Consider the following 23,000-nt stretch of genomic DNA (forward strand, 5'->3'; position numbering starts at 1 on the left):
GTCACTGGCGGCCGTTCGGTCCGTCCCACTCGGCGCCGCCCTCGGGACCGTAGGCCTCGCCGGGCCCGTAGGAGCCTTCGCCCTGACCGTAGGAACCCTCGTCGCGGGCGTAGGGCCGGTCCTGCTCGCCCTCGCGGCGCACCGGACGCGGACCGCGCGGGCGATCCCAGCCGGGATACCCGGGCTGCGGCTGCTGAGCCTGCGGCGCGCCCTCCTGCGGCGGCCAGCCCGGCGCCGACCAGCCGGCCGGGGCGCCGTAGTCCGGGCGCGAACCGTGCGTGCCGTGCGCGGGGTAGCCGCTCGGCGGCGGCGTCCGGTAGCCGGGCGGCGGCACGGGCCGCGAAGCCTGCTGCGGGTAGTTGCCGTTGGCCGGAACCGGCGCGGGGGCGGGCACGTTCTCCTGGGCCGGCCACATCCGGTCCGGGTTCTCCGCCGGCCACGGCTCGCCGCGCTCGGCGGCCAGCTCGCGCGGCGTCTTCACCGGCGGCCGGTCCGACGGGACCCGCTCGCCGAAGTCGTTGAACGCGGTGATCCGCGGCCGCTTCTCGACGGTGGCCAGCACCTGTTCGAGTTCCTTGCGGTGCAACGTCTCTCGTTCGAGCAGCGCGCTGGCCAGCGAGTCGAGTTCGTCGCGGTATTCGCTGAGGATGGACCAGGCCTCGGTGTGCGCGGCCTCGATCAGGTTGCGCACCTCCTCGTCGATCTCCCGCGCGACCTCGTGCGAGTAGTCCGACCCCGTGCCCATCGACCGGCCCAGGAACGGGTCGCCCTGTTCCTGCCCGTAGCGGACCGCGCCGAGGCGGCCGCTCATGCCGTATTCGGTGACCATGGCGCGGGCGGTCTTGGTGGCCTGGTCGATATCGGAGGAGGCGCCGGTGGTCGGCTCGTGGAACACCAGTTCCTCGGCCGCACGGCCACCCATAGCGAAGACCAGGCGGGCGATCATCTCCGACCGGGTCATCAGGCCCTTGTCGTCCTCGGGCACGGTCATGGCGTGACCGCCGGTGCGGCCGCGGGCGAGGATGGTGACCTTGTAGACCGGCTCGATGTCGGGCATCGCCCAGGCGGCCAGCGTGTGGCCGGCTTCGTGGTAGGCGGTGATCTTCTTCTCGTGCTCGCTGATCACGCGGCTCTTGCGGCGGGGACCGCCGATGACCCGGTCCACCGACTCCTCCAGCGAGGCACCGGTGATGACGGTCCCGTTCTCGCGGGCGGTGAGCAGCGCGGCCTCGTTGATGACGTTGGCCAGGTCGGCGCCGGACATGCCGACGGTGCGCTTGGCCAGGCCCTCGAGGTCGGCGTCGGGCGAGATCGGCTTGCCCTGCGAGTGCACGGCCAGGATGGCCTTGCGGCCGGCCAGGTCCGGGTTGCCGACCGGGATCTGCCGGTCGAAGCGGCCCGGGCGCAGTAGCGCCGGGTCCAGGATGTCGGGGCGGTTGGTGGCCGCGATGATGATCACGCCGGTGCGGTCGCCGAAGCCGTCCATCTCGACGAGCAGCTGGTTCAGGGTCTGCTCGCGCTCGTCGTGGCCGCCGCCGAGGCCGGCACCGCGCTGGCGGCCGACCGCGTCGATCTCGTCCACGAAGATGATGCAGGGCGAGTTCTGCTTGGCCTGGTCGAACAGGTCGCGCACGCGGGAGGCACCGACACCGACGAACATCTCGACGAAGTCGGAACCGGAGATGGTGAAGAACGGCACCCCGGCCTCGCCGGCGACCGCGCGGGCCAGCAGCGTCTTACCGGTACCGGGTGGGCCGTACAGCAGCACGCCCTTGGGGATCTTCGCGCCGAGCGCCTGGTAGCGGGCCGGGCTCTGCAGGAAGTCCTTGATCTCGTAGAGCTCCTCGACCGCCTCGTCGGCGCCGGCCACGTCCTGGAACGTGGTCTTGGGCATGTCCTTGGACAGCTGCTTGGCCTTGGACTTGCCGAAGCCCATCATGCCGCCGCGGCCGCCGCCCTGGATCCGGGACATGACGAACAGGAACAGGCCCAGCAGCACCACCATGGGCAGGGCGAAGACCACGATCTGCGACAGCAGGCTGTCCTGCTTCACCGAGGTGTCGACCGGCGCTCCGCTGTCCTGGGCTGCCTTGAAGACCTGGGCCGCTACCTCACCGCCGCCGGGGTACTTGCTGACCAGTTGCGTCTGTCCGCCACTGGCCTCGTTGGGCGCCTTCAACGTGATGCGGAGCTGCTGCTCCTTGTCGTCGATCTGGACCTTGGATACGTTGGCCTTGTCGTTCTGGAGTTCGGACAGGGCTACCGAGGTATCGACGGTCTTCCAGCCGCGCGTGTCGTTGCTGAAGTAGCTGACGCCCCAGATCGCGAGCAGGATGAGCGCGACGATGGCCAGGTTACGGAACACTGTCTTGCGGTTCATAGAGCGTCGGCCGCGGGGCCAGTTCCTTTCCGGTGATTCCGGTGATGCCTGCGAAGTGCCTCGGACGGGAAGCCGTTCCCCTTCCGATTCCGCCACGCCGGGCGAAAACGGGTGCGGACTGGCCACGTTACCGCGTACGGTCTAGTCGATACATCGCGCAGTTCTGCAGCTAGTGCATTTCAGTAGGTAAACGGTCGGCGGACGCGAGTAGTTCCCGATCCATCGGGCAAACACGGCGTGGTGTCGCCCCGAAGCGGTCACAATCATGACACGCAAGCCATGAATGTGATCGACGACACAACATGAGCGCAGGGGGTATGGACATCGTCGAGTTACGGACACCCACAGCGATTCTGCGCCACGGAGCCGGCCGACTCGTCGTGCTGCGCCCGGGCGGAACCGAGAGCGGCGAGGGCGAGCGCGTCCTCGACGTCCCGGTCGGTGATCTGCTGAAGGTGCGCCTGAATCGCCGCGTCGACGACGCGGTCGTCATCGAGATCTACCTGCGGTACCCGAGCCCGGTCCTGACCGGGGTACCGGCCGACCGGACCCCGCTGCCGGTCCTCATCGCGGAGCACGACCTGCCGGCCGCGACAGCGATTCTCGAGCGCATCAACGACCAGATCCTCGCCTCCCAGCGCATCGACATGTCGGTGCCCGACCTGGCCCCGCCGGCACCGGTGTGGGGCAAGTCCGGCCCGACCCGCGCCGACGTGGACCGCGCGGTGCGGCGGATGGCGCCGCGGCGGGAGGCGAAGTCGGCGATCACCGCCCTGCACCGGTTCATCGGTGCCGACGAGTACACGCTGGAGACCGCGATCGTGACGGCCCAGCAATCCGACGGCCGCGGCCGGGGCCTGCTGGCGGTGACCACGCAGCGGCTGCTGTTCATTCCGCTGACCGGCAATCGCAGCGCCCTGGAGATGCCGGTCGCGGCCCTGCTGACGGCTCGCGCGTCGGATTCGGGCGCCGCGGGCGAGCACGGTATCGAGGTGAACGACGGCATGCTCACGCTGACGTTCTCCGGCACCGATCACGCCGACACCGACCGGGTGATCGGCGCGATCAACTTCGCGATCCAGCGCGAAGCCGCCGACGGCGCGATCGCGCCACCGGATCCCGGTGTGACGCAACTGTATTCGGAGTGGGAGCTGCTCGTGGAACGGCATTCGCTCGGCATGGTCGACGACTCGCAGTTCCAGCGGTACGGGCGCGGCATCCTACGGTCACTGCCCAACTGAGCGCACACGAGAGGGGCCGGGTGGCTACTGCCACCCGGCCCCTCCGCCGTTGTCGGTTACTACAGTTCGCCGGCGCCCCCGGGCTGCAGGCTGATCCGGCGCCACGGGCTGGTCGGGCGCACCCACAACCGGACCAGCTCGAGTCGGCGGTCGGTGCCACCGGCCTTCAGTTCCGCCAGGTCCTCGCAGGCCTGCCAGTAGGTCCAGCCGGTCAGGTAGGCGTCGCCGAACTGTCGCCAGTTGCGGTAGCGGCGCTGCGCCGGGCGCAGGGCGCGCATCACGTAGTCCCAGGCCACGTCGGCGTCGAGGTAGCCGGCGGTGAACGCCATCCGCGCCACCGCGACCACGCGGGCCAGGTCCCAAGCCTGGATGTCGGCAGGTAGCGGCTGCACCAGGTGGTCGATGAGGTCGAGCTTGATCGCCTGCGACCAGATGTCGTAGTCGCGGACCAGAGCCTCGGGGTTGTCCATGCCGCGGAAGGAACCGACCTGCCGCAGGAAGGCCCGGTGCCGGTCGGCACGCTCGCCGAAGCGGTCACGTTCGGGCGAGCTGATGGAGGCGGCGACCAGCGGGTGCACGAGCGCGTACAGCGGCGCGTGCATGCCCTCCAGCAACTGTTCCATCGACGCCATCGCCTCGGCGCCGTCGGTGATGCCCCACGCGCCGGTCAGCGTGTCGATGGCGAGTTCGCGTCGGTCACCGAGCGGGTGGGCGCGTTCGGGGCCGAGCAGCAGAGCGTCGTGGAACGCGTCCCAGCGCGCGGAGTAGAAGGCGCCCAGCGACAGGGCCCGTAACTCGTCGTCGGAGACCTGGGCACCGGACCAATGATCGTCCTCACGCCCGTCCAGCGCCGGATACGGGAAGGTGGTCAGAGTCGGCACCTCACGCAATGGCATGCCTCCGATTGTGTCGCATCCGAGCGAGTGGGGTCCGGCAATCGGGAACCCGAAGCGCGTGTTGAGTCCGATAAGTCCCACTCGGGTCACACCGAATTCGCAAATTTCCCACAGGCGCCGATCTTCGCCCTGTCGGCGGGCGCGTCACCGCACTACTCTCTGGTCCATGTGTAGGAACATCACCGTGCTACGCGGCCTGGAGCCGCCGGCAACGGAGCAGGAAATCTTTTTGGCCGCACAGCAATACGTGCGAAAAGTAGGCGGCCTGACCGGTCTGTCGTCGACCACGAAACCGGCCTTCGACAAGGCGGTCGCGGCGGTCGCGGCGGCCACCACCGAGCTGCTGGCGGAGCTGCCGGCCCGGCGGGTTCCCCCGTCGACCGAGCCGCCGCTGCGCCGGCTCGCCGCCCAATCGGAGTGATCCCACAGACAGTGTGAGCTACAGCACACCTCGGCCGATCCGGCCGCGGTGACGTCGCATGCCCCGGCCCGCGGCCGGACGGTACCCGTTCCATTCCGGCGACCTGCACCGCCGGACCACACCGGGTGCCGGTCCCGAAGGTCGCGGACCGGCCCGCAGCCCCTATCGCCGCGCACCGGCGCGCACCACCCAGCCGGCAGCCGAGTCCGGCGTCGGCGTCAGCACCAGATCCGCCCGCCGCTCGGTCTCGCGGACCAGAGCCGCGTTGGGCAGATCGTTGCCGGCCACGAGCCGCGCGGCCAGTTCCGGGCTCTTGCCGCCCCGCCGGTGCCGCTCCCGCAGCCGGTCGGTGAGCAGATGGTCGGGGACGTCGAGATACCAGGCGGCGTCGAGCAGTCCCCGAACCGCCGACCAGCCCGTCACGGGGTCGTCGAGCAGCAGGTAGTTGCCCTCGGTGATGACGATGGGCTGCCGGTCGAAGAGCACCGCGCCCGGAACCGGCTCGTGCCGCACCCGGTCGTAGCCGGGCCACGGAACCGGCTGACCGAGCGGGCGATCCCGCAGGGCCCGCAGCCGGTCGCAGTAGCCGGCGACGTCGAAGGTCGCGGGTGCGCCCTTGCGGTCGCGCAAGCCGGCCCGGTCCAGGGCCGAATCGGTGAGGTGGAAGCCGTCCATCGGCGCCACCTCGGCGCGCTGCCCGAGCTCGCGCAGCGCGGTGCGCAGCCGCTCGGCCACCGTCGATTTCCCGGCCCCGGGCGGGCCGGTGATGCCGAGGACGAACCGCCGCGGGCAGTTCCGGGCCTGCGCGGCGACGCGGGCGGCCAGGTCCGCCACGGTCTCGGTGGCGCTCATTCGGCCCCCCGGTTGCGGCGGGGCGCGGCGGGATCCACCACGCGTTCGAGCGCGCGCAGGTCCACTTCCATCATGCGGAACAGCACATAGGCCACCACGAACGCGATCACCGCGCCCACGCTGAGCACCCGCACCGACACGATCACCGTCGGAATGTCCTGTAGTGGAAGCAGAGTCACCGCCGCGACCGCCAACAACGGCACCGACGCCGCGGCCCCGAGCATCGCGGCGCCGTGCCGGGCCAGTCGCCGCAGGCTGTCGGCTTCCGCCGGTTCGATGCCGCCCAGCCCGACGAACATCGGATAGATGCACCGGATGAGGTAGAAGCTCAACAGGATGAACGGATACGCGACGGCCATGGCGCCGTAGATCAGCAGCGATACCAGGAAATGCACCACGACCCGCAGGCCCACCTCGCCGGTGGCGATCGCGAGCACCGTCGGGAAGATGATCGCCGACGTCGCCCACAACGCGAACACCACGACCACCACCCGGTCGCCGAAGTGCAGCGCGTCGGTTCTCGCCCGGGCCAGGGTCCGCGGATCGTAGTCCCGGTCGGATCGCGGTCCCGCGGTCATACTCAGCAAGGTCCGGTTCATGTAGATCAAGGTGATCATTCCGAGCGGGAAGAAAACCACGTTGACCGCGAATGTCACCAGTAGGAAGTCGTGCTGCGCGGACGCGCTCAGATGCGCCATCACCAGCGCCCGGTTGCTCTGAACGTTGAACATCGAGGCGACCAGGTTCGGCACGGTGGCCGCGCCCACCACGATCGGTACCAGCCAGCGCCGCAACCGCATCCGCCAGCTGCCCAGGGGCGGGTCGACCAGGTCGCGGGCCCGCTCGTCCAGGCACAGGTCGAGCTGGCGGGCCAGTTCGGCGCCGCCGGGCCAGCGCTGGGACCGATCGGGTTCCAGGCAGGTCAGCAGGACACGACGCAGTGCGGCGGGTGTGTCGGCGGGTAGAGCCGCGAGCGCGGCGGCGCCGACCCCGGCCCGGCGGCGCCGCAGCATCGCCGACAGGGTCTCCACTTCGCCGCCGGTGGTGGCGTCGGCGGCCGGCTTGCTGTCGTCGAAGGGCTTCTCCCCGGTCAGCAGTTCCCACAGCACGACGCCGAGTGCGTAGATGTCGGACCTGGTGTCGAGATCGGCCGCGGCCCGGTCGTAACCGGGATGGCAGGCCTCGAGTTGTTCCGGCGACATGTAGGACAGGGAGCCGCCGAAGTAGGCGAGCGGGCCCGCGGTGTCGCGGTCGCGGCTGTAGCTGATGTTGAAGTCGGCGAGTTTCGGGACGGCCTCGGCGGTCAGCAGAACGTTGGCCGGTTTGACGTCGCGGTGCAGGACGCCCTGGGAGTCGGCGTAGGCGAGGGCTTCGGCGAGCCGGCGGCCCAGCCAGGCGACGGTTTCCGGCCAGCTGCAGGCGGCGATCTCGGCGCGGACGCTGGAATCGGTGGGCCGGATCTCGCCCTTCTCCTCCATGGCCGCGTCGACGGCGTCGAGCAGTAGCTGCCCGGACCGCCGGGCGGGCGGCGTGGCGCGGACCTTGCGCAGCACGCCGAGCAGGGTGCCGCCGGGGAGGAACTGCATGTAGAGCAGCCGTAACCGCGCGGCGGTGGGCGCGGCGGGCAGGAGCAGCCGCTGGTCGAACACGCGCACGATGTAGTCGTGGTCGAGCTGGGCCAGGGTCTGCGGTTCGGTGCCCCGGTCGGCGGAGATCTTGACCGCCACCAGCCGCTGCATGGTGCGCTGGCGGGCCAGGAACACGCGAGCGAAGGCGCCGGCGCCGAGCTGGGTGAGCAGGTCGAAGTCGTCTATGCATCGACCCACCTCGAGCTGGTCGAGATCGCCGGGCGTGGTGCCGACGGCGGTGAGGTCGGCGGTGGTCCGGGTGCGCTCGCCGGTCTCGGTGTCAAGGCCACTGGACAGCTCGTCCGCCGTGGCGCGCCGAGTGCTGCGGTCCTCGTCGTCCACGGTCAGCAGCTGCTGCAGTTCGCTTGCCTGACTGGGGAATTCGCGTAAACACTCGGCCGGGTCGACTCGCTCGCCGCTGTGCCGGCGGATGACGAACTCGTCGTAGACCAGGTCCGCGGGCAGCGCCTCGGGCCGCAGCTCGGGGAACTCCGCGCAATAGTCCAGCAACCGTTTCCGGGGGGCCGCGGCGGGCGGCCGGGACAGCCCCGTGAGCCAGCGGCGGCGGAGATCGATCCGAATCAGCTCGACCAGCACATCGCAGCGCAATGTCTCTGCGTCCGGCAAAAATTCGGCGATATCGGGCGGCTGTGACCTGCTGTTCCAGGCAGCGGCGAAGGCGGCGGCCGCACCGGACTCGGCGCCGGTGGCCGCCCGGCCACGGTCTCCATTCGATCCGAACGCGTCTGTCATCGGCAGCACCTGATCTCGGCTCGACCCGCCACGTCTATGTACATCATCGCCCGCGCGCAGTGGCAATGATAATTTCGCATCCCGAGCTAATGCCCCGTTTCGAACATAGGGGGGATTCAGAGCATGTACCGCATGTACCGCGAACACACCACAGTGACCGGACCTCGCACATCGGACCCGGCCCGAATCGAACCGGCCGGCACCGACCACTCCGGATCGCAGACCGCCACGGCAGTCGCCGCCGCCGTGCGCGACGGTCTAGCGACGCCGGAGCAGGTGACCGCCGCCGCCCTGCTGCGGATCACCGCCGCGAATCCGAAAGTCAACGCGTTCAGCGTGATTCGGACCGAGCAGGCGACCGCGGAGGCAGCCGAGACGGCCGAGCGCCTCGACCTGGAAGCCCTCCCGCTGGCCGGGGTGCCGATCGCCGTCAAGCCGACCGCGACGGCCGCCGACAGCACGATCGCCCTGCAGATCGCCGACCACCACGAGGTGACCCGCCGGCTGCGCGCCGCCGGGGCCGTGGTGGTGGGTTTGACCGAAGGGTCCGAACTGGACCTGTGGGCGAACACCGACTCCCCCGCCGGCATCACCCGCTCCCCGGCAAACCCGCGGTTCGGCGCCGGTGGCGCGTCGGGCGGGTCCGCGGCGGCGGTGGCAGCCGGTCTGGTGCCGATCGCACACGGAACCGACAACCTCGGATCGCTTCGGATCCCCGCCGCCTGCTGTGGCGTGGTGGGCGTGAAGCCGGGCCGCGGTGTGGTGCCGTCCGATATCGGCGTGGACTCCTGGGACGGCCTGGCCGAGAACGGCGTGCTGGCCCGGACGGTCACCGATGCCGCGCTCGCGCTGTCCGTGCTGGCCGCGCGACCGGCACTGGCCGATCTGGATCCGCCCGCGCCACTGCGGATCGCGCTGGTGACCGAATCCCCGTATCCAGCTGTGCGCGTAGACCGTTCGTGGCGCAACGCCGCCCGGCTGGCCGGCCGGGCCGCCGCCGGGGCCGGTCACTCGGTCGCGCTCGCCGAGCTGCCGGGCACCGGCCTGCTGCCGGCGCTGGTGCTGCGCTGGTTGGCCAGTGCGGCCCGGGAGGCGCGGCGGCTGCCGAGCGGTTTCCGGCTGCAGACCCGCACCCGCACTCATGCCGCGTTGGGCAATGCGGTGCTGCGGGCGGGCCTGATCCGGCCCGCGCAGGCCGAGCGGATCGAGAACCGGATGTTGAACTTCTTCGACGACTACGACGTGGTGCTCAGCCCGACGCTGGCCACGCCGCCGCCGGCCCGGTCGTGGCACGACCGGTCCTGGGCGGCGAACGTCTGCGACGACCTGCGCCGGACGCCGTTCACCGCGGTGTGGAACCTGATCGGCTGGGCCGCGGTGAGCCTGCCGGTGGGGACGCATCCCCGCACGGGCGCGCCGCTGGCGGTGCAGTTGGCCGGCCCGCCCGGAAGCGAGGCGACGCTGCTGCGGCTGGCCGCGCAGCTCGAGGCCGCGCGGCCCTGATCCGGCGTTATTCGGCGGCCACCAGCTCCGGGGCGGGGGCGGCGGCACCGAAGCCGCCGGCCAGTACCCGGTTGGCGAAGTCGAGGATGGTGGGCCGGTCGTCGTCGCTGCGCCAGGCCACGACCAGCTCGCAGGGCGCGAGTCCGGTCACCGGGCGCGCGGTGAGGCCGGGCCAGCGGTAGAGCGGCACATTGTTCTCGGCGAGCAGGCAGACGCCCAGGCCGAGGCTGACGGCTTCGAGCCGTTCCTCGGCGGAGGCGGCCTCGGCACCGATCTTGACGTTGCGGCCGATCCGGGCGTCGTTGCCGAGCCAGAAGTCGCGCGCCGAACCGGCTTCGGCGGGCATGGCGATGAAGCTCTCGTCGGCCAGGTCGGCGAAGGCGATGGTCTCGGTGGCGGCGAGCGGGTGGTTCTCCGGCAGCAGCACCCAGCGGGCCTCGGTGCGCAGTACCTGCCAGCGGTAGCGGACGCCGTCGGGCACGGGCAGCCACATCAGCGCGAGGTCCGCCTGCAGGCTGGACAGACCGCTGGAGGGGTCGTTCCAGGAGGCGGAGTGCAGGGCGAGGCGGTGGCCGCTGGCGCTCTCCAGGTCGGCGATCAGGCCGCGCCCGATCGAGGATTGGATACCGACGCGCAGGACCTCACCGGCCTCCTGCAGGGCCACGTTCGTGACCTCCCAGAGGTCGAGGATCTTGCGGGCGCCGTCGAGCAGTTCCTTGCCGGCGACGGTCAGGGCGACGCTGCGCTGATTGCGATCGAACAGGACCACGTCGAGCTGGCGTTCGAGCTGCCGGATCTGACGCGACAGCGTGGGTTGGGCGATGTGCAGCCGTTGTGCGGCGTTGGTGAAGTGAAGTTCCTCCGCGACGGCAACGAAGTACCGCAAGTCGCGCAAATGCGGGTCCATAGGCTTTTGCTATCAGAATCGCTCACGAAAATCCAGCCAAATCGGGCCGGTTGTGTGGAATCGCGGGCCGGAAACGGTCGCGAAGTTTGTTATGGACAGCATATGTGCTGCCATGCCGGATTGCACATCACTCTGAGCGAATCCGCAGACAACTCCCCCGACCGACGCGGCAGCGCCGGACCAGTGTGCCGACCAGCACGTAGCTCAGATTTGCTGGTCGCCGCCCCGCCGGGCAGACAGTCCAGCAACAAACGGACAAACCGGTCGGTCGACGCCGCAATCCCACTCAGTGAACTTCGTCACATAGAACGGTCCCAGGCCCTCCCGCACAGGCGGACAATTCCGTTCGCCGAACCGCGCGAGCGCCACCCGGAGCCTCGGACAGAGCCGTCCCGGACCCCTGCCCAGCCGGCGGCACGGCCGAGTCCCACCACACATTTGGACACATGACCAGATAACTGGGCGCACGAGTACCCGCGTTCGCGGCGCCCAGCAGGCGCCGCGAGCCGGACCGGTCCTACTCGTAGACCTTCGGGTGCAGCGTGCCGATGTAGGGCAGGTCGCGGTAGCGCTCGTCGTAGTCGAGGCCGTACCCCACCACGAACTCGTTCGGAATGTCGAAGCCGACATGCGCGACCTCGACCTGGGCCCGCAGCGCATCCGGCTTGCGCAGCAATGTCACGACCTCGAGCGAGGCCGGGTTGCGGGCGGCCAGATTGCGCTTGAGCCACGACAACGTCAGCCCGGAATCGATGATGTCCTCGACGATCAGCACGTTGCGGCCGGCGATGTCCTTGTCGAGATCCTTGAGGATCCGCACCACACCCGACGACGAGGTCGACGACCCGTACGACGAGACGGCCATGAACTCCATCTGAGTCGGTACGGGCAGTGCCCGGGCCAGGTCGGTCATGAAGAAGATGGCGCCCTTGAGCACCCCGACGAGCAGCAGATCCCCTTCGGGACCGCCCGCCGGATACCGCTTGCCGATGAGCTCGGCCAGTTCCTCGACCTTCGCCTGGATCTGCTCCTCGGTGATCAGCACCGACGCGATGTCGTCCCCGTACACGTCCGCTGGATTCCCTTCACTGGCTTTCGCGAGACCCGAGCCGACGTACCCGGGACATCTGGAGCCTGCCATGTTCCCGCACGGCAACCAACCTCGTCCCCGGTGCCGACCCGCCCACCGCCACGCCGCCCTGGCCGCGCCAATCGGTGACCAGGGCATCGACGGACCGTAAGTGCTTCTCTCCCAAGCCTTTCGCGCCACCGTCCAGCAACCACTGCCGGATCGCCCGGCGACGCACGGCCGCAGGCGCGGCCGCGAGCTCCGCCACCGACAGTCCCGGGCCCGCGGCGGCGGTACTCAGCAACCGGGCCGCAAGCTCGTCCAGCACGGCACCGTCGTCGCGCAGCTGACCGGCGGTCCGGGCCAACGCGGACGCCACCCCGCCGCCGAGCACCTCCTCGAGCAACGGCAGCACCTCGGTCCGCAACCGGACCCGGCGGAACTCGGCCGCGCTGTTGTGCGGGTCTTCGTGCGGCTCGAGCCCCAGATCCGCGCACAGCTGCCGGGTATCGGCCCGGCGTACACCCAGCAGCGGCCGCCCCCACGGGTCCGCGAAGTCGGCCATACCCTGGATCGACCGCGGGCCCGAACCGCGGGCGAGCCCGAGCAGCACGGTCTCGGCCTGATCGTCGAGGGTGTGTCCGAGCAGCACCGGCAGCCCGTCGCGGGCGGCGTCCAGCGCCGCGTACCGCGCCTGCCGCGCCGCGGCCTCCAGCCCGCCGCCGCCGTCGACCCGGATCCGCAGCACCTGCGCGGACCGGCAGCCCAGACCGGTCGCGGCGGCCGCGGCCGCCGCGGCGACCTGCGCCGACCCGGCCTGCAGGTCGTGATCGACGATCAGCGCGTGCACGACGTCGGCCTCGGCGACCGCGGCGGCGGTGAGGGCCAGCGAGTCGGCGCCCCCGGACAATCCGACCGCCACCACCCCGGTCGGGCGGTACCGGTCCAGCCACTTCCGCACCGCGTGCCGCAACGCCAGCGCGGCCGGAGTCTCCGGCAGCCGGGCGCGATGCGAACCGGTCACCGGACCGGGTGCGTGCTCACCCGAGCACCCGGTCGATCCAGTGCTGCGGCTGCTCGATCTCGGCGGGCAGCGGCAAGGTATCCGGGGCGGTCCACACCGCGTTGAAGTTCGCGGTACCGACCCGGCCGACGACGGCGTCGACGAAGGCCTTGCCACGCACGTACTGCGCGGCCTTGGCGTCCATGCCGAGCAGGGCCCGCAGCAGCCGCTGCATGGGGTTCACCGCGCGCTTGCGGCGTTCGTCGAAGGCGGCCCGGATCTCGGTGACGGTCGGCACGACGGCCGGGCCGACCGCGTCCATCACGTGATCGGCGTGCCCTTCCAGCAGGGTGCCGAGCACCAGCAACCGGTCGAGCGCCTCGCGTTGCGCGGGCGGCTGGGCGGCCCGCAGCAGCCCGATCACGCCACGGTCGGCGGGGTCGTCGCTGGGCGGGTTCCGATCGGCCCGCCGCTCGCGGAGATCGGCCACCAGCCGCTGCAACATGGCGGTCACCGGCTCGTCCCCGACATCGCCGAGGATGTCCACGGTGTTCTTCATGTAGCCGCCGAGCCACGGCGAGGATGAGAACTGCACCCGGTGGGTGACCTCGTGCAGGCACACCCACAACCGGAAGTCGCTGGGCGACACCCCGAGTGCGCGTTCCACCGACATGATGTTCGGCGCGACCAGCAGCAGCGTGCCGTCCGGGCCGGTGAACGGGTCGTACTGGCCCAGGATCGCCGTGGACAGGAACCCGAGCATCGCGCCCGCCTGCAGTCCGGCGGCGCGCCCGGGCTTCCGGCCGCCGGGTTCGGGCCGACCGGCCAGTTCGGACATGGATCCGGCGGCGGCCCGGATCCAGCCGGGCCGGTCGACGATCTGCGCGGGCGGAATCGGCATGCCGTCGGCCAGCCCGCTGACCTCCCGGACCGGTCCCTCGGCGCGAACCGCGGCCGAAGTCAGTTCACCGACCACTTGCTCGGCGGAATAGCGGCTGGTCCGGGGCCCGGCGGGCACCAACGCGACGGCCGTGCGCGCCGCGAGATCCCAGTCCACCGCGCCCAGCGGGGACGGGCGCGGACGGTGGACCAGCTGCCCGGTCTCGACATCGACCAGAACCTCTTCGGGCCGCCCGGCATCATCGGGCCGACGTGCGAGCCTGTCGTCTCCGGTCATGGTCCACCACCCGTCAGGAGCATCCACAGTTGCGTAGTGCCGCCGCGATCGCGTCCAGCGCCGGCCGGCTCGCCTCCGGGGGCCTGTCGTTGGACATGAGCGCGAAGGTGAGGACCCGGCCGTCGTTGTCGAGCACGTACCCAGCCAACGCACTGGAGACCGACAGAGTTCCGGTCTTCGCCCGGACCCAGCCGGCGCCGCCGTGTGTGGGCTGGCCGTCGGTGAACCGGGGTGCCAGCGAACCGGTCCCGCCGGCCACCGGCAGCAGGTCCAGCAGCGGTGCCAGCGGCCCGGCCACCGCGCCCTGGGCGGCCGGGGCGGTGGTCGGCACCCCGATGCCCGGAACCGGGTTGGGGACACCGGTCGGCGTGGTGCTCGCGGGAGTCGCGGGTGCGGCCGCCTCGGCCAGCAGTTTGTCCAGCAGCCGCGCCGGGACCCGGTCCTCGGTGGACAGGCCGCTATTGTCCAGCAGCGTGACCCCGGAGGTGTCGAAGCCCGCGGCGCCGAGCGCGGTCAGCGTGGCGCCCGCGGCACCGCCGAAGGACTGTTCCGCGCCGGTGGCGGCGGCGATCTCGCGGCCGATGGTTTCGGCGAGCACGTCGTCGGAGTCGACCATCATCTGCCGCAACCGATCCCGCATCGGCGCCGACTGCACCCGCGCGATCTCGGCGGCACCGGCCGCCGCTTTCCCCGGGTGGACGACCGCGGGATCCACACCCAGGGCCGTGGCGAGGGCGCGTCCGGCGTCGAGGGCGGGAGTGCCGCTGCGCGGCGAGTATTCGACCAGCGAGTCGAGGCGCCCACCGTCGAGCATGACCGGTTCGATCGGCGCCCACGAGCCACCGGCGATATCGGCCGGATCCCAGCCCACCGGCCAGCCCGGTCCGGAGTAGACCGAGGTGTCGACCGCGATCGACTCGACGTGCCGCCCGGACTGCTTGATCTGGCTGACCAGGTCGGACAGTTTCGGCCCGCCCGGGTAGTAGCCCTTGCCGTCGCGGGCGGCGGTCAGGGTCGGGTCACCGCCGGCGACCAGGACCAGCTCACCAGGCGTCGCGCCGGATACCACGGTGGTGGCGACCCGATGGTCGGACGGCACTACGAGCAGGGCCGCCGCGGCGGTCAGCACCTTGTTGGTCGAGGCCGGGATCACGGGCTTGTCGGGCTCGGCGCTCCACAACACGGTGCCGGTTGCGGCGTCGGTGACCGAACCGGAGAAACCGCCCAGGTCGGTGCTGGTGACCAGCGGTCCCAGCGCGGCCGCCAGACCACGCGCACTCGGCTGGGGCGCGTTCGCCGCGGCCGGCGCGATCTGGGAGAAGGCGCGCACCGGCGCGGGCGCGGCCACGATCACCAGTCCCCCGTGCCGGAATTCGGGCGTCCACGGTTTGACCGTGAGCAGGGCAGCAACCGATAGCGCCACGACCGCGGCGAACCCGGCCGTCAGTCCGATCCACGTTCTGCGCCGCCGCCGGGCGGCCAGCCCACCCATGTTCTTGTTCCGAAGCCCAACCACCGAACCGCCGTCTCCTCGCCCGTGCGTTCCCCGCCCACACTATCCTCACCTCGCCAGGGTTCCTCCGAACGAACTGGCGAGTCGGCAGCCGAGCCAACGAAGTAAGGAGATGACGTGGAGTTCGACGTCACCATCGAGATCCCGCGCGGTCAGCGCAACAAGTACGAGGTCGACCACAAGACCGGCCGGGTCCGCCTGGACCGCTACCTCTACACCCCGATGGTCTACCCCGCGGACTACGGCTCGATCGATAACACGCTGGGCTCGGACGGCGACCCGCTGGACTGCCTGGTGCTGCTGCGCGAGCCGGTGTTCCCGGGTGTCATCGTAGAGGCGCGCCCGGTCGGTGTGCTGCTGATGAGCGACGAGGCCGGCGGCGACGAGAAGGTCGTGGCGGTTCCGGCCGGCGACAAGCGCTGGAACCACATCCAGGACCTGAACGACCTGGGCGAGTTCGAGCGCAAGGAGATCGAGCACTTCTTCGAGCACTACAAGGACCTCGAGCCCGGCAAGTGGGTCAAGGTCGAGGGCTGGGACGGCCGGGAGAAGGCCGAGACGCTGGTCGTGGAGGCGTTCGCCCGTGCCAAGGAGCAGGGCGACCACTGACTGCCGCGCACCTGAGCGTGGCGCGGACGCCACCGTCGACCCCCCGATACGACGATGTCGTCCGCGCCCGCGGTGCCCGATCCGGCATATCGGACAAGCAGTCCTACCGGATGCGGTACCGGAAACAGTAGCGCCGAACGGCCCCCGCCACCATTCCGGCAAACGGGGGCCGCGGCGGCCCGATCGGACCGCGGCGCGAAACTATTTGCCGCGGAAGGCCGGTGGGCGTTTCTCGAAGACCGCCTGGATCGCCTCGGTGATGTCCTCCGAGGGCAGGAAGGCCGCGTTCCAGGTCGAGACGTAGCGCAGCCCGTCGGCGACCCGGCCGGCCTTCGGCTGGTCGAGCACGTCCTTGACGCCCTGCACCACCAGCGGCGGGTTGGCCGCGATCTCGCGGGCCAGCTCGTGCGCGGCGGCCAGTACCGCGTCGCGGTCGGGATACACGTCGTTGACCAGGCCGATCCGCTCGGCGCGGGCGGCGTCGATGTCCTTGCCGGTGTAGGCCAGCTCGCGCAGGTGGCCCTCGCCGATGATGCCGGGCAGCCGGTGCAGCGAGCCGATGTCGGCGACGATGGCCACCTTGGCCTCGCGCAGGCTGAACAGTGCGTCGGCGCTGGCCAGGCGGATGTCGGCGGCGGCGATCAGGTCCAGCCCGCCGCCGATGCACCAGCCGGAGACGGCCGCGATCACCGGCTTGACGCTGTCGGCGACGGCGGTCACCGCGGCCTGCAGCCGGCGGATGTCGCGCAGGAAGGCGGTGCGCGGCGCGGCCAGCGCCTTGTCCCCGAGCAGCGGGCCGAACAGCGGCGACATGGCGGGCAGGTCGAGGCCGTAGGAGAAGTGCTCGCCCGCGCCGGTCAGCACCACCGCGCGCACCTCGTCGTCGGCGTCGAGCTCGGCGAAGATCAACGGCAGCTCACGCCAGAAGTCGGGGCCCATCGCGTTGCCCTTGCCGGGGCCGGTCAGGGTCACCTGGGCGACGTGATCGGCGATCTCGACGGTGAATGCCTTCCAATCGGTCATTCCGCCAGCCTAATGCCCACCCTCGCGGACCCGGCCTACCGGGCAGTAGCGACCGTGCTGGTAGACACTGGTTTTCAGCGGCGCGACGGCGGATCATGGAGGTATCGCCCCCGCACGCCCGGAGTTCACCGTGTCGCACCTCGAAGGTATCGGCCCCGCCCGGGAGAACCGCTGGCCTCGAACCCATCCCCGCTATCGTGGCACCGTCGGGCAGACCCGGATCCCGGTTTCCCGTTCACTGGATGCCGAGTTCCGTTTCCAGGCCCGATTCGATTGCGACCGAACGACTTCCGAGTCCGATCCGGCACGCACGGTGCACCGGCCGGAACCGCTCGGCGCACCCGACGGGCCGCCGCGGCAACCGTCCGCAGAATCGGGTTATCCTCCGGCGGCCACCGCGGCCCTCTACCCTGGTGACATGCGAAGGTCGTTGCCTCCGGTCGCATCCCGGGTATCGGACACGCTGATCGCCCGCGGCCATCATGGGGTCATCATCACTCAGCCCATGCCCGCCCACTCCGCCGCCGAGACCGCGCACGCCCTCGGTGTGGACATCGGCGCGGTCACCGAGGCGCGCGTCTACCTGCTCGACGACGATCCGATCCTGCTGCTGCTGGCGGGCGGGCATCGAGTCGACTTGGGCCGCACCGGAATCCGATTGGAGGGCCGGCTCACCGCCGCGTCCGAGGAGCTGGCCCGGCAGGTCACCGGGCAGCCCGCCGACGGCACCGCGCCGGTCGGCCACCCCACCAATCTGCCCACCTACATCGACAACGCCCTGTCGCGGCATCGTGAGCTATGGGCGTGCGGGGGACACCCGAACACGCTGTTCCGGACCTCGTTCAGCGAGCTGGTGCGGATTACCGCGGGGCTGGCCATCGACGTCGATTGAGTGCCCCCGGCCGGTGCGGGCGGCACGAGCGGGACGTACGTTGATCGGGTGAGCAGTTTTCCCGATTCCCGGCTCGAGGCGGACCCGGGCACGTCCGGGACGGAGGCGGTCGCGACGCGGTACCGGGCCGCGATGCGGCACTACCCGGCCGGAGTGACCATCGTGACGCTGGGCGACGCCGAGCATCCGGTCGGCTTCACCGCGACCTCGTTCGCCTCGCTGTCGATGGATCCGCCGCTCATCTCGTTCAACATCGCGCAGAACTCGTCGAGTATCGCGGCCATGCTGGCCACCGACTCGCTGGTGGTGCACTTCCTGGGCGCCCACCAGCAGACCCTGGCGCAGCGGTTCGCCCGCGCGGCCGGGGAGCGGTTCGCCGACCCCGAGCTGTGGACGACGCTGGCGTCCGGTGAGCCGGTGCTGCACGGCACCCCGATCTGGGTGCGGGCAACGGTGCGCCAGCGTATGGAACTGGGCGACCACACGCTGGTGATCGGTGAGGTGACCGACGTATTCGACAACACAGCCGAGCAGCCGATCACCGCGCCGCTGGTGTATTTCAACGGCAATTATCACCGGCCCGACCGGCTGGAATGACCGCCGCCCGGCGCGCATGGTTGACAACCGCGGCCGGCGTCTGCCACTGTCGTGGACAGGTCACGAGTACCAGCGTCAAGCCCCGGCTAGCTGGTCGGCAACCCTCCTCCGCGGTGGGGTGCTCCGGGTGACGACCGGGCCGCTGTCCGACCGGGCACGGCAAGCGCGGACTCCGTTCGTTCCTCCCCGGAGTCCTTGACGACGGGATTCCGTGATGACCGCTGTAGTCGACCCCACCTGCGCCTTCGCTTCTGTCAGCTCCCATGATCTGCGGGTTCCGTTGGTACAGGGGGGAACTCGCATCTACGCCAACTTCGACTACGCGGCGAGCGCACCGGCGCTGCAGCAGGTGAGCGACCGGGTCGCCCAGGCGCTGCCCGGCTACGCCAGCGTGCACCGCGGCGCCGGCTACGCCTCCCGGATCTCCACCGATTGCTATGAGGCGAGCCGGGATTCGGTCGCCCGCTTCGTCGGCGCGGGCGACGACCAGGTGGTGGTCTTCACCCGCAACACCACCGACTCGCTCAACCTGCTGGCGGCCTGCGTTCCGGGCGACACCGTGGTCCTCGACATCGAGCATCACGCGAATCTGTTGCCGTGGACGCGGAACGGGCGCCGAGTGGTGCGCGCCGCCGACACCGTCGAGGAGACCGTGCGCCGCTTGGTGGCCGAACTGTGCGCGAAACCCGCTGCGCTGCTTGCGGTCACCGGCGCCTCGAACGTCACCGGCGAGGTACTGCCGCTCCCCCGCCTGGCCGAGATCGCCCACCTGTGTGGTGCCCGGATCCTGGTGGACGCGGCGCAGCTGGCCCCGCACCGGCGAATCGACCTGCAGGGCACCGGAATCGACTACCTGGCCTTCTCCGGGCACAAGCTGTACGCGCCGTTCGGCGCCGGTGTCCTGGTCGGCCGGCGAGACTGGCTGGACGCCGCACCGGCCTATCTGGCCGGCGGCGGCGCGGTCCGCCAGGTGGGCATCGAACGCACCGAATGGGCCGCGGCACCACAGCGGCACGAGGCCGGTTCACCGAATGTGCTGGGGGCCGTGGCGATCGCGGCCGCCTGCGACACCCTGGCCGGTTTCGACGCCGCCGCCTGCGCCGAACACGAACGGGTGCTCACCGAGCGGCTGCGCCGCGGCCTGGAATCCGTTGCCGGAGTACGGCTGCTGCGCATCTTCGCCGACAGCCCCGATGCGGTCGGGATCGTGGCGTTCACCGTGGACGGCTTCGAACCGGGCCGGGTCGCCGCCTACCTGTCCGCCGAACACGGAATCGGGGTGCGGGACGGCCGGTTCTGCGCGCATCCGCTGCTGGCACGCCTCGGCGTGGACGGCGCGCTGCGAGCCAGTGTCGGCCTCGGAACCAGCGCCGACGACGTGGACCGGCTGGTCGGCGCGATCGGCACCCTCGTCGAGCGCGGAACCACCTGGAACTACGGATGTGAAGGTGGGCAATGGAATCCGGTGCCGGAGACCCGCGCGGGTCTCACCGGTACGGCGGGCGCGGCGCCCTGCCAGATTTAGACCGGTGCCAGCCAGGTGCCCCAGGGCGTATTCCGCAGGACAGTGAAGCCGGCGACCAGGGCGAGCAGCGCCCAGGTCGCACGCGGGCCGACGAACGAGGGCAGGATGCCGCCGGAGACGCCGCGCCAGGCCCGGCGCGTCCAGGCCACCCAGCAGACCGCGAAGGTCAGCAGCAGTGGCAGCAGCAGCACGTTGCTGTGGACGGCGTCGAGCACGTGCCCCTCGGTGAGGTTGTGCATGGCCCGCAGGCCGCCGCAGCCGGGACACCAGTAGCCGGTGAGCGCGTAGAGCGGGCAGATCCCGTACGAGCCGGAGACGTGCGGATCGCGGAAGTGCAGCAGGGTGGTGGCGCCGGCGAGCAGGCCGGCCGTGAGGGCCGGTGCGCCGAGCGCCCGCCACCGGACGGTGGTTGTGACCGGTCCGGCCGAGTACACCTGCGGGTTGTCCACAGTCGTCCACAGTAATCGGGTCGGCGGCGGTCCGCCAACGCGCGGAATTACGTTCGGCGCACGCGAATTCCGGCAATTTATTTCTTCGATTCGCCTGACCGTCCGGTCGGTCGACGTTTATTGTGGGCGATGCGGGTAGCCGACGGCAGGCTACCGCGACCGGAGGCGCGTCGCAGTTCGAAGAGATTGCGATCGGCGGCCCACCGAACCAATACCATACCTGCCGGTTTAGCGTCGAGGCGAGAACGGCCGTTCACATTACATATGGAGACTGGACGGATGATTATTTCACCACACCGCTCCGTAATGCATATAAGCTATATCAGCAGTTCGGCACCAACTCCGGCGCAGTCGGAATTCGGAGCCAAACCGACCGAGTCTACAAGACGAACGCAGATCCACGGGCCAGATTTACACAATGGACCACATAGAGTAAATGCGGCGGAATATTGTACTCCGACCGGTTATCCGAATACCGAGATTCGCATTACGTAAATACTGTGCAAAACATGCATGTATGCGATATTGCGGCGCGAGCAATCGCCTCGATAACCTGAATTCGGGCCGAACATGGGGCTCGGCCCGCAATTAATTCAGGAGCAGGTCATGCGTAACCAGAAGAATTTCCGTAGGGTTGTGTTCGCCGTCATCGGCGCCGGCGCCGTCGCCACCGCGTTCGGCGTCGGGCCCGCCCAGGCCGCCGGAAACAGCACCACCATCAACCCGTCCGGCGCGCACGCCAAGGCTCAGAACATCGGCAACGTGACCATCGCGGTCGGCAGTTACACGGTCACCTGCACCGGCCTGACCTCGACCGGCCAGGTTCCGGTCGCGCCGGCCAACCACAACGCCAGCGGCCCGGTGGCAGTCGCCATCGGCGTGCCGACCTTCAGCGGCTGCTCGATCAACGCGCCCTTCGAGAGCGTCACGGTCACCGCGAACGCCACCAACGGCGCCTGGTCCCTGTCTGCCCAGAACGGCAGCCCGATCACCGGTAGCCTCAACATCCCGAAAGCCGGCGTGACGGCGACCATCTCCGGCCTCCTGAACTGCTCGGTAGTCGCCGCGCCGACCGGGCCGGCCAGCGTGAGCGGTACCTTCACCAACGGCACCAACTCGACAACCAACCCCTCCTACGCCCAGGCGAGCTCCTCGGTGCCGTTGTCGATCACCGGCGGCGGATGCCCGACCGACACCTCGGGCACCATTGCCGGCAAGATCGGCGTCTACGACACCGACAACACGGCGACGGCGATCACCGTCTCGAAGTAGCGAGATACCACGGACCCCGTCGATCGCATTGCGCGCATCGGCGGGGTTCTTTCGGATCTTGCACGCACATTCGGCGCTTACATTTCCGCCGGATGACCGTCCGGTCGACGAAATCGTCCGGGCATCGGCGAATACCTTACCGATCGGTTGAACCTCACACTGCGAATGCATGCTCGCAAGTTGGTCATCTGACCACCAGAGTCGGACGGCGCATCGAACTGTCGATCGGAACGAACCCGGCGGACCTCTTGATCATCGGGCCCTGTGCAGTATATCGGGCTCCGACCGGCACCGGGACACAATGCCGTACACCGGCCGCCGATTTTGCGCAAACGACAACTTCGCGAAAATCGACCGATAATTTTATCAGGTCCGCATGTGAAAACCCACGCTATGCGTATATGTGAATTCTGTGCAAAACCTGCATGTAATTCATGTTGCCCGGTCGATATCCGGCTCGATAACCTGAATTCGGTCGAGCAACAGCAGCTCGGCCGAATTATTTCAGGAGTAGGGCATGCGTTCCACTAATTCTTTATCCCGAGTCATGATTGCCACCGCCGCCGTCGCGGCCGCCGCCACCTTCTGGGGTGCCGGGCCCGCGGCTGCCGCCGGCAGCACCACCATCAGCCCGGCCGGTGCCCACGCCCAGCTGAAGAACATCGGCAATATGACCTTCACCCTGGGTACCTTCACCGCCACCTGCACGACAATGGTCGCCAACGGCCAGGTCCCCGCCAGCCCCGGCAACCACAATGCCGCGGGCCCGGTCAGCATCACCGCCGCGCCGCCGAGCATCTCGGGGTGCTCGATCAACGCTCCGTTCACCAGCATTTCGTCGATCACCACCAGTGGCACCTGGACGATCTCCGCGCAGAACGGTAGCCCGATCACCGGCAGCCTGATCATTCCGACGGGTGGTGTGGTGGTCAAGACCAGCGGTCTGGCGACCTGCACCGTGACGGTGGCGCCGTCCGGCCCGGCAACGGTCAACGGCACCTTCGCCAACGGCACCAACTCGACGACCAACCCGTCCACCATCACCCCGAACAGCGGCCAGACCGTTCCGTTCACCGCCACCGGTGGCGGCCTCTGCCCGACGTCCGGTAACGCCACGTTCAACGTCAAGCTCGGGGCCTACGACACCGACAACACCGCAACCGCGATCACCGTCGGCCCGTAATTACTACGGCCCCGGATAAACAGCAGGGCCCGCCCCTCGGGACGGACCCTGCGCCGGACATATTGCGCGGCAACAGCAGCTATCGCTGACGACCGATCCCCGAATTC

At 70.0% G+C, this 23,000-nt stretch carries 20 protein-coding genes and 1 riboswitch; of the genes, 9 read left to right on the forward strand and 11 right to left on the reverse strand.

Features of this window, described 5'->3' with window-relative positions; translation table 11 throughout:
- Position 1: 1 nt before the first annotated feature.
- Complete coding sequence (gene ftsH / locus EBN03_RS26385) at positions 2–2,380, reverse strand: ATP-dependent zinc metalloprotease FtsH (protein ID WP_122190839.1); 2,379 nt, start codon at positions 2,378–2,380, stop codon at positions 2–4.
- A gap of 302 nt (positions 2,381–2,682) precedes the next feature.
- Here ftsH and EBN03_RS26390 point away from each other — a divergent pair, with 302 nt between their 5' ends.
- The gene (locus EBN03_RS26390) at positions 2,683–3,621 is read left to right on the forward strand and encodes a hypothetical protein (protein WP_233608654.1); all 939 of its coding nucleotides are present in this window, start codon (positions 2,683–2,685) and stop codon (positions 3,619–3,621) included.
- Between the two features lie 59 nt (positions 3,622–3,680).
- On the opposite strand, the gene EBN03_RS26395 is transcribed toward EBN03_RS26390, so the two are convergent.
- Positions 3,681–4,517, reverse strand: coding sequence for a DUF1266 domain-containing protein (locus tag EBN03_RS26395; RefSeq protein WP_122190841.1), 837 nt, complete (start codon positions 4,515–4,517; stop codon positions 3,681–3,683).
- A 166-nt stretch (positions 4,518–4,683) separates the two neighbouring features.
- Between EBN03_RS26395 and EBN03_RS26400 the strand changes: the two genes are divergently transcribed.
- Positions 4,684–4,938, forward strand: coding sequence for a DUF2277 domain-containing protein (locus EBN03_RS26400; protein ID WP_122190842.1), 255 nt, complete (start codon positions 4,684–4,686; stop codon positions 4,936–4,938).
- A gap of 162 nt (positions 4,939–5,100) precedes the next feature.
- On the opposite strand, the gene EBN03_RS26405 is transcribed toward EBN03_RS26400, so the two are convergent.
- Both EBN03_RS26405 and EBN03_RS26410 read right to left on the reverse strand, forming a co-directional pair.
- A complete protein-coding gene (locus tag EBN03_RS26405; protein ID WP_122190843.1) occupies positions 5,101–5,790 on the reverse strand; it encodes a nucleoside/nucleotide kinase family protein in 690 nt (229 codons plus the stop codon).
- The gene (locus tag EBN03_RS26410; RefSeq protein WP_122190920.1) at positions 5,787–8,171 is read right to left on the reverse strand and encodes a serine/threonine-protein kinase; all 2,385 of its coding nucleotides are present in this window, start codon (positions 8,169–8,171) and stop codon (positions 5,787–5,789) included. Before EBN03_RS26410 ends, EBN03_RS26405 begins: the two co-directional genes overlap by 4 nt.
- A 132-nt stretch (positions 8,172–8,303) precedes the next feature.
- On the opposite strand from EBN03_RS26410, the gene EBN03_RS26415 reads away from it, so the two are divergent.
- Positions 8,304–9,674, forward strand: coding sequence for an amidase (locus EBN03_RS26415; RefSeq protein ID WP_122190921.1), 1,371 nt, complete (start codon positions 8,304–8,306; stop codon positions 9,672–9,674).
- A gap of 7 nt (positions 9,675–9,681) precedes the next feature.
- Here the strand turns inward: EBN03_RS26415 and EBN03_RS26420 are convergent, their stop codons facing one another.
- The 5 genes from EBN03_RS26420 to EBN03_RS26440 form a co-directional block, all read right to left on the reverse strand.
- Positions 9,682–10,581 (reverse strand): LysR family transcriptional regulator, encoded by a 900-nt coding sequence (locus EBN03_RS26420; RefSeq protein ID WP_122190844.1) that lies wholly within the window; start codon positions 10,579–10,581, stop codon positions 9,682–9,684.
- Between the two features lie 517 nt (positions 10,582–11,098).
- Complete coding sequence (gene hpt, locus EBN03_RS26425) at positions 11,099–11,650, reverse strand: hypoxanthine phosphoribosyltransferase (RefSeq protein ID WP_122190845.1); 552 nt, start codon at positions 11,648–11,650, stop codon at positions 11,099–11,101.
- Between the two features lie 16 nt (positions 11,651–11,666).
- Positions 11,667–12,674, reverse strand: coding sequence for a tRNA lysidine(34) synthetase TilS (tilS, locus tag EBN03_RS26430; protein ID WP_199742970.1), 1,008 nt, complete (start codon positions 12,672–12,674; stop codon positions 11,667–11,669).
- A gap of 16 nt (positions 12,675–12,690) precedes the next feature.
- Complete coding sequence (locus EBN03_RS26435; protein WP_122190846.1) at positions 12,691–13,830, reverse strand: zinc-dependent metalloprotease; 1,140 nt, start codon at positions 13,828–13,830, stop codon at positions 12,691–12,693.
- A 13-nt stretch (positions 13,831–13,843) separates the two neighbouring features.
- Complete coding sequence (locus tag EBN03_RS26440) at positions 13,844–15,322, reverse strand: D-alanyl-D-alanine carboxypeptidase/D-alanyl-D-alanine-endopeptidase (RefSeq protein ID WP_122190847.1); 1,479 nt, start codon at positions 15,320–15,322, stop codon at positions 13,844–13,846.
- Between the two features lie 138 nt (positions 15,323–15,460).
- Here EBN03_RS26440 and ppa point away from each other — a divergent pair, with 138 nt between their 5' ends.
- Positions 15,461–15,952 (forward strand): inorganic diphosphatase, encoded by a 492-nt coding sequence (gene ppa, locus EBN03_RS26445; protein ID WP_122190848.1) that lies wholly within the window; start codon positions 15,461–15,463, stop codon positions 15,950–15,952.
- 201 nt (positions 15,953–16,153) lie between these two features.
- On the opposite strand, the gene EBN03_RS26450 is transcribed toward ppa, so the two are convergent.
- Positions 16,154–16,975, reverse strand: coding sequence for a crotonase/enoyl-CoA hydratase family protein (locus EBN03_RS26450; RefSeq protein WP_122190849.1), 822 nt, complete (start codon positions 16,973–16,975; stop codon positions 16,154–16,156).
- 418 nt (positions 16,976–17,393) lie between these two features.
- Between EBN03_RS26450 and EBN03_RS26455 the strand changes: the two genes are divergently transcribed.
- The 3 genes from EBN03_RS26455 to EBN03_RS26465 all read left to right on the forward strand — a co-directional run bounded on the left by EBN03_RS26455 (position 17,394) and on the right by EBN03_RS26465 (position 19,989).
- On the forward strand, positions 17,394–17,867 hold the full coding sequence (locus EBN03_RS26455) for a YbaK/EbsC family protein (protein ID WP_122190923.1): 474 nt from the start codon (positions 17,394–17,396) through the stop codon (positions 17,865–17,867).
- Positions 17,868–17,999: 132 nt separating this feature from the next.
- On the forward strand, positions 18,000–18,464 hold the full coding sequence (locus EBN03_RS26460; protein ID WP_122190924.1) for a flavin reductase family protein: 465 nt from the start codon (positions 18,000–18,002) through the stop codon (positions 18,462–18,464).
- 58 nt (positions 18,465–18,522) lie between these two features.
- Positions 18,523–18,636, forward strand: a riboswitch (SAM riboswitch).
- Between the two features lie 42 nt (positions 18,637–18,678).
- Complete coding sequence (locus EBN03_RS26465; protein WP_122190850.1) at positions 18,679–19,989, forward strand: aminotransferase class V-fold PLP-dependent enzyme; 1,311 nt, start codon at positions 18,679–18,681, stop codon at positions 19,987–19,989.
- On the opposite strand, the gene EBN03_RS26470 is transcribed toward EBN03_RS26465, so the two are convergent.
- The gene (locus tag EBN03_RS26470) at positions 19,986–20,438 is read right to left on the reverse strand and encodes a DUF2752 domain-containing protein (protein WP_233608655.1); all 453 of its coding nucleotides are present in this window, start codon (positions 20,436–20,438) and stop codon (positions 19,986–19,988) included. The genes EBN03_RS26465 and EBN03_RS26470 overlap by 4 nt on opposite strands.
- A 570-nt stretch (positions 20,439–21,008) precedes the next feature.
- Between EBN03_RS26470 and EBN03_RS26475 the strand changes: the two genes are divergently transcribed.
- Both EBN03_RS26475 and EBN03_RS26480 read left to right on the forward strand, forming a co-directional pair.
- Positions 21,009–21,710 (forward strand): hypothetical protein, encoded by a 702-nt coding sequence (locus EBN03_RS26475; protein ID WP_147471712.1) that lies wholly within the window; start codon positions 21,009–21,011, stop codon positions 21,708–21,710.
- 517 nt (positions 21,711–22,227) lie between these two features.
- On the forward strand, positions 22,228–22,893 hold the full coding sequence (locus EBN03_RS26480) for a hypothetical protein (protein ID WP_147471713.1): 666 nt from the start codon (positions 22,228–22,230) through the stop codon (positions 22,891–22,893).
- Positions 22,894–23,000 lie beyond the last annotated feature (107 nt).

Origin of the sequence: Nocardia stercoris, from assembly GCF_003696265.1 — a bacterium.
GTDB classification, from domain to species: domain Bacteria; phylum Actinomycetota; class Actinomycetes; order Mycobacteriales; family Mycobacteriaceae; genus Nocardia; species Nocardia stercoris.